This window comes from Janthinobacterium sp. AD80 (assembly GCF_002878455.1).
In the GTDB taxonomy this organism is placed as follows: Bacteria; Pseudomonadota; Gammaproteobacteria; order Burkholderiales; family Burkholderiaceae_D; genus Janthinobacterium.
Window position 1 is genome coordinate 1 of sequence record NZ_NRDQ01000125.1, and the last position, 15555, is coordinate 15555.

Annotated in this window: 16 protein-coding genes, 1 tRNA gene and 1 pseudogene; 9 read left to right on the top strand and 9 right to left on the bottom strand. The window is 63.3% G+C overall.

Going from position 1 to position 15555, the window contains the following annotated elements; all coding sequences use genetic code 11:
* From JaAD80_RS30830 to JaAD80_RS21405, 8 genes and pseudogenes are all read left to right on the top strand, one after another.
* A pseudogene (locus JaAD80_RS30830) lies at positions 1-907 on the top strand (pilus assembly protein TadE); the annotation flags it as partial.
* Positions 904-1386, top strand: coding sequence for a TadE/TadG family type IV pilus assembly protein (locus JaAD80_RS21375; RefSeq protein WP_102297182.1), 483 nt, complete (start codon positions 904-906; stop codon positions 1384-1386). The pseudogene JaAD80_RS30830 and the gene JaAD80_RS21375, both read left to right, overlap by 4 nt.
* 7 nt (positions 1387-1393) lie before the next feature.
* A complete protein-coding gene (locus JaAD80_RS21380; RefSeq protein ID WP_102297184.1) occupies positions 1394-1984 on the top strand; it encodes a TadE/TadG family type IV pilus assembly protein in 591 nt (196 codons plus the stop codon).
* Positions 1985-2041: 57 nt separating this feature from the next.
* Positions 2042-3211 carry an AAA family ATPase gene (locus JaAD80_RS21385; protein WP_102297187.1) on the top strand — a complete coding sequence of 390 codons (1170 nt, stop codon included), beginning with the start codon at positions 2042-2044 and terminating at the stop codon, positions 3209-3211.
* 57 nt (positions 3212-3268) lie between these two features.
* Entirely contained in the window at positions 3269-4615 is a 1347-nt protein-coding gene (locus JaAD80_RS21390; protein ID WP_102297190.1) for a CpaF family protein, read from the top strand.
* Between the two features lie 85 nt (positions 4616-4700).
* A complete protein-coding gene (locus JaAD80_RS21395) occupies positions 4701-5678 on the top strand; it encodes a type II secretion system F family protein (protein WP_102297193.1) in 978 nt (325 codons plus the stop codon).
* 117 nt (positions 5679-5795) lie between these two features.
* The gene (locus JaAD80_RS21400) at positions 5796-6734 is read left to right on the top strand and encodes a type II secretion system F family protein (protein WP_102297195.1); all 939 of its coding nucleotides are present in this window, start codon (positions 5796-5798) and stop codon (positions 6732-6734) included.
* An 11-nt stretch (positions 6735-6745) separates the two neighbouring features.
* Positions 6746-7873: a LytR C-terminal domain-containing protein gene (locus JaAD80_RS21405; protein ID WP_102297198.1), complete on the top strand. Its 1128-nt coding sequence runs from the start codon at positions 6746-6748 to the stop codon at positions 7871-7873.
* A gap of 62 nt (positions 7874-7935) precedes the next feature.
* On the opposite strand, the gene JaAD80_RS21410 is transcribed toward JaAD80_RS21405, so the two are convergent.
* Both JaAD80_RS21410 and JaAD80_RS21415 read right to left on the bottom strand, forming a co-directional pair.
* Complete coding sequence (locus tag JaAD80_RS21410) at positions 7936-8934, bottom strand: EDSAP-1 family PEP-CTERM protein (protein WP_102297200.1); 999 nt, start codon at positions 8932-8934, stop codon at positions 7936-7938.
* A 209-nt stretch (positions 8935-9143) separates the two neighbouring features.
* Positions 9144-9518, bottom strand: a complete 375-nt coding sequence (locus JaAD80_RS21415) for a hypothetical protein (protein ID WP_102297203.1) — start codon at positions 9516-9518, stop codon at positions 9144-9146.
* Positions 9519-9678: 160 nt separating this feature from the next.
* Here JaAD80_RS21415 and JaAD80_RS21420 point away from each other — a divergent pair, with 160 nt between their 5' ends.
* Complete coding sequence (locus tag JaAD80_RS21420; protein WP_102297206.1) at positions 9679-9987, top strand: hypothetical protein; 309 nt, start codon at positions 9679-9681, stop codon at positions 9985-9987.
* Between the two features lie 118 nt (positions 9988-10105).
* Here the strand turns inward: JaAD80_RS21420 and JaAD80_RS21425 are convergent, their stop codons facing one another.
* From JaAD80_RS21425 to petA, 7 genes are all read right to left on the bottom strand, one after another.
* Positions 10106-10693, bottom strand: coding sequence for a hypothetical protein (locus tag JaAD80_RS21425; RefSeq protein ID WP_102297209.1), 588 nt, complete (start codon positions 10691-10693; stop codon positions 10106-10108).
* Between the two features lie 240 nt (positions 10694-10933).
* A tRNA-Thr gene (locus JaAD80_RS21430) sits at positions 10934-11009 on the bottom strand.
* A 26-nt stretch (positions 11010-11035) separates the two neighbouring features.
* Complete coding sequence (locus JaAD80_RS21435; RefSeq protein WP_102297212.1) at positions 11036-11548, bottom strand: ClpXP protease specificity-enhancing factor; 513 nt, start codon at positions 11546-11548, stop codon at positions 11036-11038.
* 226 nt (positions 11549-11774) lie between these two features.
* Positions 11775-12386: a glutathione S-transferase N-terminal domain-containing protein gene (locus JaAD80_RS21440; protein ID WP_010394154.1), complete on the bottom strand. Its 612-nt coding sequence runs from the start codon at positions 12384-12386 to the stop codon at positions 11775-11777.
* A gap of 120 nt (positions 12387-12506) precedes the next feature.
* The gene (locus JaAD80_RS21445; protein WP_102297213.1) at positions 12507-13271 is read right to left on the bottom strand and encodes a cytochrome c1; all 765 of its coding nucleotides are present in this window, start codon (positions 13269-13271) and stop codon (positions 12507-12509) included.
* A 36-nt stretch (positions 13272-13307) separates the two neighbouring features.
* Entirely contained in the window at positions 13308-14720 is a 1413-nt protein-coding gene (locus tag JaAD80_RS21450; protein WP_102297216.1) for a cytochrome bc complex cytochrome b subunit, read from the bottom strand.
* A gap of 2 nt (positions 14721-14722) precedes the next feature.
* Positions 14723-15331, bottom strand: coding sequence for a ubiquinol-cytochrome c reductase iron-sulfur subunit (gene petA / locus JaAD80_RS21455; RefSeq protein WP_102297219.1), 609 nt, complete (start codon positions 15329-15331; stop codon positions 14723-14725).
* Positions 15332-15555: the final 224 nt, after the last annotated feature.

Consider the following 15555-nt stretch of genomic DNA (forward strand, 5'->3'; position numbering starts at 1 on the left):
CTTGTCGCCCAGCGCCGCCAGCGCGCGCGTCAATCCGGCGCTGGGAGCGACGCAGGAGCTGCTGGAATTCGGTTTCCGGCGCGGCGTCGCCTACAACCTCTTCAAGCTCAATCCGCACGGCCCGGCAGCCGAGCACTTCGTGCTCAATCCACTGGCCCAGCCCGGCACGCTGGGGGCGCCGGCGCAGGTCGGCAACGCCGCCGTGCTGCCGTTTGTGTGCGGCGGCAGCGTGCTGTATCCGCGCATCGGCGATGCCGCCATGCATGTACACCGGCCCTTTCCCGTGGCGCTGTGGCCGGCCTTCAATGCGCGCTTCAACCAGATGGCAGGCAGCGGCTGCCACCCGCTGATGGCGCCGCCCGACACGAATATCCGCCCCTTTCCGAATGCCATTTCGAACTGGTGGATGACGAACACGCCCGACGCGCCCAGTGCCCTGAGCACGGGCAATCCTTTGTTGTCGGTGGCCGATCCGGAAACCAGCGTGCCCCCCCCAGCGGTGGCCAGCTATGGCCCGTTGTGGTCGTTTGCGCGCGCGGCGAAATACAGCGATCCGAAGCCGGCCGGCGGCTACCTGCCGTTTGCCACCAGCGACTGGGCCAAGCTTTACCCGGCGACGCCAGCGGCGCCGCAGGCCAAGGCCGGCTATCCGGCCAGCGGCACGCCGTTCCTGCTGCCGGCCTTCCTGACGGCGCCCGTGGGCAACACGGCCGTGGCGCAGCGGCGCCTGCTGCATATCGCCTTGCTGGCGTGTCCCGTGCCGCCCGGCAGCGACGTGCTGGTTCAGGTGCGGGGGATCGGGCGCTTTTTCATGACGGCGCCGGCCAGCAATGGCACGCTGAGCGCGGAATTTGCCGGCATGGTGCCCGAAGGCACGCTGGGCGGCCCGGCGGAGTTGGTGCGATGAGGCCGCCTTGCCGCGCGGCGCGGCGCGAAAAGGGCGTGGCGGCCATCGAACTGGCGCTGATCATGACGTTCTTCATCGGCCTGCTGCCCTTCGTGCTGCTGTTCGGCCGCGCCTTCCTGGTCTATACGGCCTTGCAGAAAAGCGTGCACGACGCGGCGCGCTACATGGCGACCCTGCCGCTGGCGCAGATGGCGAACGGCGACGCGGCCACGCAGCACGGGACGTTTGCGCGCCAGATGGTGCTCGAGGCGATGGCCGAAACGGCGCCGCACATGCAGGCGGTCAGCGTCAGTCTCGACTGCATTTATCTGGCCGACGACTATAACTGCGGCACCTTGCCAAGCGCGCCGACGCAGGTGCGCGTCAAGGTGCTGATGGAATTGCCCATCGACTTCATGCCCGACTATGCCAGCAAATGGCTGCCGCAGCTGAGCGCCATCCCGCTGCGGGCAAATGCGATTGTGCGCTATGTCAATTAAGCCATGCATGCGGCCATGCGGCCGGCGCCAGCGCGGCGTGTTCGCCGTCGAATTCGCCATGCTGGCGCTGCTGTTCTTTTTCTTTCTCTTTTCCATGATCGAAGTGGCGCGCGCCGTGTATTTATGGAACATGGTGCACGAAGTGACGCGCCGCGCCGCGCGCGCCGCCGCCGTCACCGATTTCAGCAGCGCCAGTGCGCTGCAGGCCGTGCGCGAACACGCCGTGCTGCGCAGCGCACCGGGCAGCCTGCCGCTGGGCGGCGGCATCAGCGATGCCTACGTGCGCATCGATTACCTGTCGCTGGCGGACGGCACGCCCGTGGCCATGCCCGTGACCACCTTGCCAGGCTGCCCGCAGCGCAACCGCATCAATTGCCTCGACGATCCGCATGGCGCCAGCTGCATCCGTTTCGTGCGCGCCCGCCTGTGCGTGCCCGGCGATGGCGGGCGCTGCGAGCAAGTGCCATACCGCCCCATTCTGCCCTTGCTGGGCGCGTTGTTCCCCTCTGGCGCGCAAGCCGTGCGCCTGCCCAGCGGCCTGACCATGGCCGTGGCCGAGTCGCTGGGCTACCCGGGCAATACCGCCTTTTGTCCATGAGCGCCGCCAGGGTGCTGCCGATTGCCGTATGCCGTCTTGAATGAAGCGAGGAGCGCGATGAAAGCCCTGATGATTACCGCCGACGCCAGCCTGCACGATGAAATCGCCGCCCAGGGCGCCGCGCGCATGCCCGTGTTGCGGCTGCTGGAGCGGCGCAGCGGCCTGCGCGACGCCGTCGAACGCATGCTGCCTGAAGCGCCCGAACTGGTCATCGTCGACGCCAGCGGCATCGACGCCGACGAGGCGGACTTGCTGGAACGCCTGGCGCGCCAGTATCCGCTGGCCGTGCTGATGCTGCTCGCGCGCGGCCAGCAGCAGGATGTGCTGATCCGCGCCATGCGCGCCGGCATGCGCGAAGTGCTGCAGCTGCCGCTGGTGCACAAGGCCTTTCATGAAGCGATGGACCGCGTAGATATCCAGGCCGGCGTGACGCAGATGCGCGATGGCAAAGTGCTGGCCTTCATCTCCTGCAAGGGCGGCAGCGGCGCGACGTTTTTGTCGACGAATTTTTCGTATGCGCTGGCGGCGCTGGCCGGCTGCAAGGTGCTGCTGATCGACCTGCACGGCCAGTTCGGCGACGCCACCCTGTATGTCTCGGACCAGAAACCGGCCATGACCCTGTCCGACATCTGCGCGCAGATCGCGCGCATGGACGGCGCCTTCCTCGCCTCGTGCCTGGTGCATGTGACGCCGAACTTCGGCGTGCTGGCGGCGGCCGACGATCCGGCGCACAAGGTCGACATGCAGCCCGACCACATGGACCGCATCCTGGCCGTGGCGCGCCAGCACTACGACTACATCGTGCTCGACGTGGGGCGCCAGATCGACGCGCTGTCGCTGCGCGCGCTCGACAATGCCGACGCCATCTACCCGGTGCTGCAGCTGGCCCTGCCCGACATCCGCGACGGGCGCCGCCTGCTCGATATCTTCCGCTCGCTCGGCTATCCGGGCGAGCGCCTGCGCCTGATCGTCAACCGCTATGAAAAGGGCGGCCGCCTGCGCCTGGCGGACCTGGAGCAGGCGCTGGGGGCCGAGGTGGTGCACACGGTGCCCAACGATTACCTGGCCGCCACCGATTCCGTCAACCAGGGCATTCCGCTGCTGCAGCTGTCGCGCACCAGCGCCGTGGCGCGCAGCCTGGCCGAGCTGGTGGAACTGGTGACGGCGCGCCGCGTGACGGAAAGCCGCGGCCTGTTCGACCGCCTGTTCAGCCGCAGCGAGGCTTGATGCGGTAGCCGATGAACGATGTCAAGGCTCCCGCCGGGAGCCATCAGGGGAGCCGAGATGACTTTACGCGAACGCCTGGCGGCGAATGAAACGGTCCGTCCAGCCAGCCATGGACAAGGCGCGCTGGCACTGCACGCCTACCAGGAACTGAAAAAAACCATGCACCAGACGATACTCGACCGTATCGACCTGGAGCGCCTGAAACGCCTGACGGCGGAGCAGTTCAAGCACGAGCTGGCGCTGCTGGTGCAGCGCGTCATCGAGGAAGAGCGCATCGTGCTGAACCAGCATGAGCGGCATAGCCTGGTGCTCGACATCCAGCACGAGATGCTGGGCTTCGGCCCGCTCGAACCGCTGCTGGCGGACGCCAGCGTGTCCGACATCCTCGTCAACACCTGCGACAAGGTGTATGTGGAGCGGGGCGGGCGGCTGCAGCTGACGGACGTGACCTTCCACGACAATGCGCACCTGATGAAGATCATCGAGAAAATCGTCTCGCGCGTGGGGCGGCGCGTGGATGAATCGAGTCCGATGGTCGATGCGCGCCTGCCGGACGGTTCGCGCGTCAACGCCATCATTCCGCCGCTGGCCGTCGATGGTCCCATCCTGTCGATCCGCCGCTTCGCCGTGCATCCGCTGACGATTGCCAACCTGCTCGACTACAAGAGCCTGACGCCGCCCATGGTGCAGGTGCTGCAGGCGCTGGGGCAGGCAAAGGTCAACATCCTGATTTCGGGCGGCACGGGCAGCGGCAAGACCACCTTGCTCAACGTGCTGTCCGGCTTCATTCCCGGCAGCGAGCGCATCGTCACCATCGAGGACGCGGCTGAACTGGCGCTGCGCCAGCCGCACGTGGTGCGCCTGGAAACGCGTCCGCCGAACATCGAGGGCAAGGGCGAAGTGAGCCAGCGCGCACTGGTGCGCAACGCGCTGCGCATGCGGCCCGACCGCATCATCCTGGGCGAGGTGCGCGGCGCCGAGGCGCTCGACATGCTGCAGGCGATGAACACGGGCCATGAAGGCTCGCTGGCGACCATCCACTCGAACACGGCGCGCGATGCCCTGGCGCGTCTGGAAAACATGGTCGGCATGGCCAGCGTGAACCTGACGCCGCGCGCCACGCGCCAGCAGATTTGTTCTGCCGTGACGGTGGTGATGCAGGTGTCGCGCCTGACGGACGGCGCGCGCAAACTGGTCAGCCTGCAGGAAGTGACGGGCATGGAAGGCGACATCATCGCCATGCATGAAATCTTCCGCTTCGAGCAGACGGGCGTCGACGCCGCGGGCAAGGTGCTGGGCCATTTTTGCGCCACCGGCGTGCGGCCGCGCTTCACGGAACGCCTGCGCATGTTCGGCGCGCCGGTGCCGGACAGCGTGTTCGATCCCGACCGCATCTACGAGTAAGCCAGGCTGCTGCGCGCCGCGCTGCGCGGCTTGCGATGCTCACCGCCGCGCGCGGCGGTTTTGTTCGACGTGACAAGGAGGGATCATGGACCTGGTCTTCTACGGCTTTGCCGTGCTGCTGTTCGCCGCCTGCATCCTGATGGTGGAAGGCGCCTGGCTGTGGTGGTCGGGCACGCATGGCAGCGCGGCGCGGCGCATCAACCGGCGCCTGCGCCTGATGGCGGCGCGTGGCGAGACGGGCGGCGAGCGGGTGTCTATCCTGAAGCAGCGCCGCTATGCGCGCACGCCGGGCCTGGAACGCCTGCTGCGGCGCGTGCCGCAGGCCGCAAAGCTCGACCACCTGCTGCTGCAGTCCGGCTTGTCCTGGTCGGTGGCGCAGTTTCTGGGCGGCGCGGCCGGCCTGCTGCTGGCGGCCATGCTGCTGCTGGCCATCTGGCCCATGCCCTTGCCCGGCGCGCTGCTGGTGCTGGCCGTTGCCGCCGGCGGGCCGCCGATGCTGGTGCTGCGTGCGCGCGCGGCGCGGCTGCAAAAGATCGAGGCGCAATTGCCGGAGGCGGCCGATTTTCTCGCCCGCGCCCTGCGCGCCGGCCACTCGTTTTCGAATGTGCTGCAAATGGTCGGCGACGAGCTGAGTGAACCGATCAGCGGCGAATTCAAGATGGCGCATGAAGAGATCAATTACGGCGTGCCGATGAACGAGGCGCTGCAGAACCTGGCCGCGCGCATCCCGCTGACGGACTTGCGCTACCTGGTCATCGCCGTGCTGGTGCAGCGCGAGTCGGGTGGCAACCTGGCCGAGGTCCTGGTCAGCATCGCGCGCATCATCCGCGCCCGCTTGAAGCTGCTGGGACAGGTGCGCGTGCTGTCGGCCGAAGGCCGCATGTCGGCCTGGGTGCTGGGGCTGATGCCGGTGGTGATGATCGGTGTCATGGCGCTGGTCAACCCGCAATATATCAGCCTGCTGTGGACGGACCCCAGCGGCATCAAGCTGCTGTGGTATGCGGCGGGGATGGTGGCGCTGGGCGTGGTCTGGATGCGCAAGGTGATCCGCATCCGCATTTAAGGGATCGCCTGAAAAAGTCCGTGGCGTCGTGGCCTCGCCTCGGCGTGCCTGCGCAGCGTCGCCGGCGCCGCGCCTGGCCCTGAAGGTTTTTGCAGCCGCTGAGAGAGGAAATCATTCATGACCGGTGCACAACTGCTGTTTCTCGTCATCGTCTTCGCCGTGGTGGTGGCGCTGGCCCTGCTGGCGTGGCTGATCTTCTTTCCCGGCACCTTGCGCCAGCGGCTGTTCGGCTTCATGGCGCCGGCGGCCAGCGGCAGCGTGGCCGAAGGCGGCTGGGTCGAGCGCGTGGCCCGCGTGGCGCAGCCGTTCAGCAAGCTGTCGCTGCCCGAAGAAGGCTGGGAGCGTTCGCCGCTGCGTACGCGTTTCATGAATGCCGGCTGGCGCCAGGCCAGCGCACCGGCCCTGTACTTCGCGGCGAAGACCGTGCTGGCCCTGCTGTTTCCCACCGTGCTGGGGCTGTATGCGGCCAGCGCCATGGCGGCGCAACTGCGCAGCGTGCTGCTGTTGCTGCTGTGCGTCAGCGCCACCGTTGGCTATTACCTGCCGAACCTGGTGCTGTCGAGCACGGCCAAGCGGCGCCAGCGCGACATCTTTGAAAATATCCCCGATGCGCTTGACCTGCTGACCGTCTGCGTGGAAGCTGGCCTGAGCCTGGAGCGCGCACTGGTCAAGGTGTCGGGCGAAATCCACATCAAGAGCGTGGTGCTGGCGCAGGAACTGCAACTGGTGCTGATGGAAATGCGCGCCGGCTTTTCCAAGGAAAAGGCGCTGCGCAACCTGGCCCTGCGCAGCGGCGTGGAAGATGTCGATACCCTGGTCGCCATGCTGATTCAATCGGAGCGTTTCGGTACCAGCATGGGCGATTCGCTGCGCGTGCATTCGGAAAACCTGCGCAGCAAGCGCAGCCTGCTGGCCGAAGAGGCGGCTGCCAAGATCGCCTTGAAACTGCTGTTCCCGCTGATTTTTTGCGTCTTTCCCACCCTCATGCTGGTACTCATGGGGCCGGCCGTGATCGAAGTCTATCGCGTGCTCGTGCCAGCCATGGCCAGCCGCTGAAAGGAACTGCCATGCACTGGACGCTTTCCCGTTTCGCCGCCGCTTGCACCTGCCTGGGCCTGGCTGCCTGCGCCAGCCATACCGCACCATCGCCTGCGCTGCCCGTTGCCATTGCCGATGCGGATGCGGATGCCGATGCCGCCTATGCGGAGGGCCGGCGGCATTTCGATGCGGGCGACCTGCCGGCCGCGCAGGCGGCCTATGAGCTAGCCTTGCGCGGCGCGCCGTGGCACGTGCATGCGCGCAATGGCCTGGCCGTGCTGCACGCGCAGCGGGGCGAGCATGCCGCCGCGATCGCCCATTGGCAGGCATTGACGGACAGCCAGCAGATACCGCGCCCGCAGCAGGCGTATCTGTTCAGCAATCTGGGCCATGCCTATTATTTGAGCGGCCGCGACGCGCAAGCCTTGCCCATGCTGGAAAAAGCTTGCCTGCTCGACCCGCTCAATGCGCTGGCCTGGCAGCATCTGGCACAGGTGCTGGAGCGGCTGGGGCAGCATGAGCGCGCCGCCGTCATGCGGCGCCAGGCGGATAATCTGCAGCAACACGATTGGCAGCGCGACATGGCCCTGCTGCGCAGCGCGGAAAAGCCTGCCGCGGCAGAGGCGCAGGCAGCGCCGGCGGTAGCGCCAGCGGCAGTCGCACCAGCCGCGTCCGCCATGGCGCGCATCGAGATCACGCAAAGTGATGGCATGGCCCGTTTGCAGCGCGTGCCGGCAGTGGCTGGCGCAGCCATTACCAGCGTCGCCAGCGTGGCCGCCGTTGCCCCGGCCCGTCCGGCGTCTGTGGCGGGGTTCTCTCCCCCGCGCCTGGAGATCCTGAACGGCAATGGCGTGCCGGGCATGGCCGCCGCCATGGCGCGCAGCCTGTCCGGCAGCGCCGTGCAGGTGGTTCGCCTGGCCAACGAGGCGTCATTCCAGGTGGCGCGCACGCGCGTCGAATACCGGCCAGCGCAGGAACAGGCAGCGCGCCAGCTGGCGCGCCGCCTGGGGGCACAGGTGCAGACGCAGGCCGCCGACTGCCCCGCCAGCGAACTGCGGCTGATACTCGGGCACGACTTGGGCGACCCTGCCGTGCTGCACCGTTACTATGTGCAGCAGTTGCAACTGGCGCGCCAGGCGCTGGCACGGCTGGGCTGAAGCGTTTCCGCTGGACATAAACAACACGCGGCGCCCGTCAAGGCGCCGCGTGTTGTTGTACGTCATGCCGCTGCCGGTTTCGGCTGGCGGCGCCGCGTAAAGGCCAGGGCCGCCAAGCCGGTGCCCAGCAGGAACAAGGTGCCCGGTTCCGGTACGGCGAGGGGCGCGATGACAACGATGTCGGTGCGCGTGGACTTGGAAAAATTCAAGGTGTAGCTGCCAGCGGGCAAGGCGAAATTCGAGGTCAGGGAAAACATGGCGAAGCCGTTCGCAAAGGCCCGCGCGGTGGCGGGATCGTTGGTGCCCGCCGTCATGTTCAGGCTGAATGGATCCAGGCTGCCGAGCGTGTGGTTGCCGTTGATGTCGCTGCCATTGCTGGCATCGCCGTCGGGCGCGAACTGGAAGATCACGCCGTCGGCAGTCGCATTCGACAGGCAGCCGGCGGGGCTGGACGTGTTGCAGGAGATATTAAAGATATCCATGATCGACACGTTCGACTTGTCGCCCAAAGTCGTCACGTTGGCCAGCAGGTCGCGCCGCCCCATGAAGCTGAAGGTAATGAAGCCGGCGCTCGACAGGGTCAGGTTGACGGAGCCCGTCAGCGTATCGCCCGCCGTCGAGGATGCGGCGCCGATCGTGTTGCGCTGGGCTTCCGACACGGCGCGCACGGTGGAGCCGGTGGCGTTGAGCATGTTGCCGAAGGCATGCGCATCGCCACGCGCGAATTCGAGGGACGTGGTGGGCGCGTAGTGGTTCTGTGGCGACGCGCCGCAGCCGCCGCCCGAACACACTTGCAGCACGTCGGCGTTGGCGGCCGGCCCCGTGTTGACGGCACGCGGGTTGACGGCCACGCCGCCTTCGAAAAAGGCGCTATCGCTGGCATTGCGGTTGGCGCCCGCCAGCGACAGCGCTCCGGCACTGGTGGTGATGCGGAAGTTGTTCAATTCGTTGACGGCCAGGCCATACGCGCCTGCCTGCGCCTGCCCGGTGGCCAGCAGGCCGGCGGTGGCAAGCAGTCCCAGCCAGCCCAGGGTCTTGCTTCGTGTGTGATTGACGTTCATCGCAGCCTCTTATCGTGGTCGGTTCGGGAAAAATTCCGGGGGAACGATCCAGAACGACTTGCCTGGACTCATCTCGTAGACGGAGATAAGCAGCTAGCGTGCCACGTAAAAAAAATCTGCTGAATCAAACACTTGTGTAGAGCTAACTGGGCTGTTTGAGGCAAAGTGTAAGAAAGGCCGACGCCGCTTGCCGGACGGTGGCGGCGGCCTCAGGTGCCGCGGTGGTAGCCCAGGTGGCCGCCGGAATTGCGCGCGCAACCGCAGCCGATGCGCGCGACCGCGTCCCCTTCGATCAGTTTCCAGTTGGTAATCGTCGTGTGTGCCCAGTCGATGTCGCTTTTCTTGACAGGTTTTACTGTCAGGGTGCGCTGCGCCGCGTCCGTGTATTCCATCAGTTCTTCATCGTCGGCGATATCGAAATGGCGGTGGATCAGCGCGATGCCGAAACGGTCGAGCGCGCCGTAGCGCTGCAGCACGTCGCGCAATTCGCGAAAGCAGGCCACGTCCTCCGGCTGCAGCGGATTGACGGCGGCAATATCGGCGACGGGCTGCCATTGCATGGCGTGGATGTTCAGGCTGTGCATGATGCTCTCCTGTGCCCCGTGATGAAAGGCCCAGGCTGCCGGAGGGGCGCTGGCACGCCTGGAGAAATCCCTATCCTGGCCGCCGTGCGCGATCGGCGTTTGCGCTATCTCAAAGGTGCGCGTCTCGTTGCCGATTCCCTGCGGACCGTTAGAATAGGCGATGGCAAACAAAACCCCCACCTTCCCCGGCGCACGCACGGGCCGCGGCCAGGTCCTGGCCGTGCTGCTGTCGAACCGCGACCAGTCCGGCGCCGAACCGCTGCAAGGCCGCGTCTCCCTGGCCGCCATCGTCAAGGCGCTGAAACGCAAATACCACTGGCCGATCGAGACGCACAGCTTTCCCGCGAATACGCAGGATGGCCGCGCCAGCTGGGCGACCGTCTACAGCCTGCCGGAAAAGGTGATCGAGGCCGCGCTCGACAGGGGCGGGCGGGAGTGGCTGGAGAGCCGGGGAATGGAAAAGCGGTAATGCAATAGAAAGGGGCCATATGCCGTAACATATAGCCCTTGGCATTGGCTGCAGGAATAGTGCATGCGCCAGCAGGAGAATGCCGTTGAATGGAGACGGTTCCGGTAAATACGCCGGTTTATGTCTTCAGGCGAATTTTCATCAGCGGACGTTGGTCGATATTGCCGATTTTCCAGGAATAGCTTCCGAATAAGCCAAAGAATGATGGTGTCGACGTCGCGTTATGTGACAGGACCTCGGCATTCTTTGGCAGCGTGACTTCCAGGGTGCCGTCGAGTTTGATACCCATTTCGCTCAATTGTTTTTTGCCATTCTTGTCCAGCTCGCCGGAGGCGATGGTAATGATTCCATCCTTGCCCGTGCCTACCTTGAGTACGCCCAGCACATTCAGGGCTTCGCCTTTCTTGCGCTTGCTTTCCAGCACCAGTTCATACCGGCCATTGCCCAGATAATTGGCCTTCTTGACGTCCGGATCACGTTGGAATGTCGCGGTCTCGCGTGCAAGGCTTTCATTTTCTTTTGCGGTTAATGTCCCCGCTCTCACCAATTGCATGGCAGCCATCGGTTGTGCGACTGTCCCAATATAAGAAAAGGAATAAGCGCCATCTGGCTGGAATATGGCCTTGGCATTAAAACGTTCCGGGATAAGGCATCCGGTCAACAGCAGAGCGCCAGCAACAACGGCCGTGAATAATCGACGAGTCATTAATAAACCATATAAAGAAGTGAATGGCGTGAAGTGTAGCGCAAGCACCCAATATATTGCCCAAATAAAATTATTTATCTTTGACGGTCTGTGTTTATTTTCAGCGCTGGCGGGTGGCAGAAACGCCGCCTGATTGGCCAGCTGTCTGCGCGGAGTATGTTGTGGTGGATGGGCGCGGCGGGAAAAGAAAAAAGGGCTACCGGCCGAAGCGGGTAACCCTTTGATTTCCTACTAAAATTCTGGTGCCGACTGCCGGTTTCGAACTGGCCACCTGATGATTACAAATCAACTGCTCTACCAAATGAGCTAAGTCGGCAAAAACTGCGCGTTGCGAATTATACGCTATTTAATGCGTGTCAGGGTCGGGCGGCCGCCTTTTTTTGGTGGCTCGTCGTCGCCTGGGGTCGCCGCGTCGCGTTGTTCCGGGGAACCGGTGGGCACGGACGACAAGGTCGGGGCGCTGGCGGCAGGGGCGATTGCTGGCGGCGGCACGTCGGCGGAGGCCGGGCTGTCCGTCGGTTGCGCGTCGGGATCATCGTTGCCCAGCACCGGCTCGAAGGCCATGCCCTGGCCGTTTTCGTTGGCGTAGATGGCCATCACGTTGTCGACCGGCACGTAGATTTCACGCGAGACGCCGCCAAAGCGGGCGTGGAAGCGGATGGCGTCGTTGTCCATCTTCAGGCCGCTGGTGGCGCCGAAGCTGATGTTGAGCACGATCTCGCCCTTTTTCACGTATTCCATCGGTACCGTGGTGCGCGAATCGACTTTGACCGCGAGATAAGGCGTGTAGCCGCTGTCGGTGCACCACTCGTAGATGGCGCGCAGCATATAAGGTTTGGTTGAGATTTCAGACATGGTAGGCACTGTGAGGCGGGAGCGCCCCCGCAAGGCGGGCGCACCGGTAATTCAATGAGGCGATAGGGCAACTAGCTCAATACAAAACAAAGAATCATAGTTGGCCCAAGATGCCCCAGAAAGCGTCGCGGGCAAGCCCGATATCGGCTTCAGTAACGCAGCCGTACTTTGGTACGGCGAGTAACGCCAAGTCGAGAGCGGGCTGCGCGAGCTTTATGGGGATATCTTAGCGGCGCATGACCTTTTCGGAAGGGGTCAGTGCTTCGATATAGGCAGGACGCGAGAAGATGCGTTCGGCGTATTTCATCAGCGGTGCAGCCGTCTTCGACAGTTCGATGCCGTAGTGGTCCAGGCGCCACAGCAGCGGCGCGACAGCCACGTCGAGCATCGAGAATTCGTCGCCCAGCATGTACTTGTTTTTCAGGAACAGCGGTGCCAGCGTCGTCAGGCGGTCGCGGATTTCCGCGCGCGCCTTGTCGTGCGCCTTGTCGTTGCTCTTGGCGCGTTCGCTTTCCAGCACGTGCACGTGCACGAACAGTTCTTTTTCGAAATTGAACAGCATCAGGCGCGCGCGGGCACGCATCAGCGGATCGGCCGGCATCAGTTGCGGATGCGGGAAGCGCTCATCGATGTACTCGTTGATGATGTTCGATTCATACAGGATCAGTTCGCGCTCGACCAGGATAGGCACTTGGCCGTACGGGTTCATGGTCGAAATGTCTTCCGGCTTGTTGAACAGGTCGACGTCGCGCACTTCGAAGTCCATGCCTTTTTCAAACAGGACCAGGCGGCAGCGTTGCGAAAATGGGCAGGTTGTACCCGAATAGAGAACCATCATTTTTTATAGTTCCTTAGAAACAAAGGGGGTGAAGCCGCGAACGGCTCACCCCAGGTCGCTTGTCCACTCATGCGGACAACGCAGAAACAGGCATAAACCGGCCTATGGCCGGCGCCTCACTTATTTGACTTCCTTCCAGAACGACGCATTCAAGCGCCATGCCAGCAGAGCAAAGACCGACAGGAACAGCAATACCCACACGCCCAGGCGTTTGCGTGTCTGCTGTGCCGGTTCGGCCATCCACTCCATGTAACCGACCAGGTCGGCTACCGCAGTGTCATACTCGATCTTGTTCAACGTGCCTGGCTTGACTTGCTCGAAGCCGACAAATTTGTGGATTTTCTTGCCCGCGTCGTGCGGATCAGTCTCTTCCACGAACTTGGCAGTCTGGATACCTTGCAACTCCCATAACACATGCGGCATGGCAACATTCGGCACGACCATATTGTTCCAGCCGGTCGGGCGCGTGTCGTCTTTATAGAACGTACGCAGGTAAGTATACAGGTAGTCGCCGCCTGTGCCAGCGGAAGATGATTTCGCGCGCGAAATTACCGACAAATCCGGCGGTACGACGCCAAAGAACGCCTTGGCATCCTGCGGCGCCAGCGAAGTTGTCATCAGGTCGCCTACTTTATCACTTGTGAACAACAAATTCTGCTTGATCTGGTCTTCCGTCAAACCCAGGTCGCGCAGGCGGTTGTAGCGCATCGACACGGCAGAGTGGCAATTCAGGCAATAGTTGACGAACAATTTGGCGCCGTGTTGCAGCGCTGCCATGTTGGTCTGGCGGTCAGGCGCCTTCTCCAGCGGGAAGCCGCCTTCGCTGGCGAGAGCCATGGCGGGCACGAGTGCCAGGATGGCGAGCAGTTTTTTTGCAATCTTCATATGATGTATGTCCTTTGAGCGTGGCGTGGGATCGGCTTAGTGCGGGTGAAACGTCACACGCGACGGCACGGTCTTGAACTTGCCCATTGCACTCCACCATGGCATCAGCAGGAAGAAGCTGAAGTAAATCAGGGTGCACACTTGCGACACGATGGTTTTCGCATCCGTAGGCGCCTGGGTGCCGAGGTAGCCCAGCACCAGGAACGACAGGCCGAAGATGGCATAGATGTATTTATGCCAGGTCGGACGGTAGCGGATCGATTTCACGGGCGAATGATCCAGCCATGGCAGGAAGGCCAGGATCACCACGGAACCGCCAAAGAACACCACGCCCCAGAATTTCGCGTCCAGCACTTGCGGCAGCATGCCGATGATGGCGACGATGGCGATGGCGGCGATGATGGACTTGACCGTCGTCGACAGGCGCGACTTGAGCCAGATGAACACCACGTAGGCGGCCACGACAGCCATCAGCACGTACATGAAGTCGGCCGTGGTGGCGCGCAGCACCGAGTAGAACGGCGTGAAGTACCAGGTCGGCGCGATGTGCAGCGGGGTCTTCAGCGAATCGCCTGGCAGGAAGTTGTTGTATTCCAGGAAGTAACCGCCCATTTCCGGCGCGAAGAAGACGACGGCGCTGAAAATGACGAGGAAGATCGATACGCCGAACAGGTCGTGCACCGTGTAGTACGGATGCGACGGGATCGAATCGAGCGGGTGGCCGTCGGCGCCCAGGTTTTCTTTCACTTCGATGCCGTCCGGATTGCTCGAACCGACTTCATGCAGGGCGATCAAGTGCGCTGCAACCAGGCCCAGCAGAACCAGCGGGATGGCGATCACGTGGAAGGCGAAGAAGCGGTTCAGGGTCGCGTCGGAAACGACGTAGTCGCCGCGGATCCACAGCGACAGGTCAGGACCGATGAAGGGGATGGCGCCAAACAGGTTGACGATCACTTGCGCGCCCCAGTACGACATCTGGCCCCATGGCAGCAGGTAGCCGAAGAACGCTTCGGCCATCAGGCACAGGAAGATGGCGAAACCGAACAGCCAGATCAGTTCACGTGGCTTGCGGTAGGAGCCGTACAGCAGGCCGCGCGTCATGTGCAGGTAGACGATGATGAAGAAGGCCGAGGCGCCCGTCGAGTGCATGTAGCGCACCAGCCAGCCCCACGGTACTTCGCGCATGATGTACTCGACGGAGTTGAAGGCCAGGGCCGCATCCGGTTTGTAGTGCATGGTCAGGAAGATGCCGGTAACGATCTGCAAGACCAGCACCAGCATGGCCAGCGAGCCGAAGATGTACCAGAAATTGAAGTTTTTCGGTGCGTAGTACTTGCCCCACTGGTCATTCCACAGCTTGGTCAGGGGAAAGCGGTCATCCACCCAGCCCAGGGCTTTTTCGGCGACAGGTGCATCGGCAGGAAATTTCGTTTCTTTGAAAGCAGCCATGATCAAGCCTCGCCTTTCTCGTCTTTACCTATCAGCAGTTTGGTGTCGCTCAGATACATATGGCGCGGCACTTGCAGGTTATCCGGCGCCGGCTTGTTCTTGAACACGCGGCCAGCCATGTCGAAGGTGGAGCCGTGGCAAGGACACAGGAAGCCGCCTTCCCAGTCATCGGGCAGGGACGGTTGCGGGCCAGGGGTAAATTTCGAGGAAGGGGAGCAGCCCAGGTGGGTGCAGATGCCGACGGCGACGAGGATTTCGGGCTTGATGGAGCGCGCCTCGTTCATGCAGTATTCGGGGGTGAATTCGGCGGGGTTGCGCTGGGAGTCGGCGTCGGCGACCTTGTCGTCGGTTTTTTTCAGCGACGCGATCATTTCCGGCGTGCGCTTGAGGATCCAGACCGGCTTGCCGCGCCATTCGACGGTGCGCATTTCGCCCGGTTGCAAGGTGGTGATGTCTACTTCGACCGGCGCGCCAGCCGCTTTCGCGCGCTCCGACGGCTGGAAGGTGCTTACCAAGGCTCCCGCGGTTGCCAATCCAACTACACTGCCCGCCGCGCACGTGGCGACGAGCAAGCCGCGACGGCCTGAATCGACCTGCTTTTCGTTACTCATGCAAACCCCAATCAGTCAAAATGCGAATCTTTATTATGAGTGGCAGCCGCGAAAAACCCGTCGCCGAAGCTCTATCCCACTGATTGCCGCAACCCGCATCTTTGTACGGTAAAGTGGCAACATCCCTGCGGAACTTCGGCCAATGGCGCAGCCCGTGCCAGTTTCTTGTTGATTATCCGGAAGCAAAAAAGCCGCTTCTGGCAACCGCAAATTATAAGTGAAGC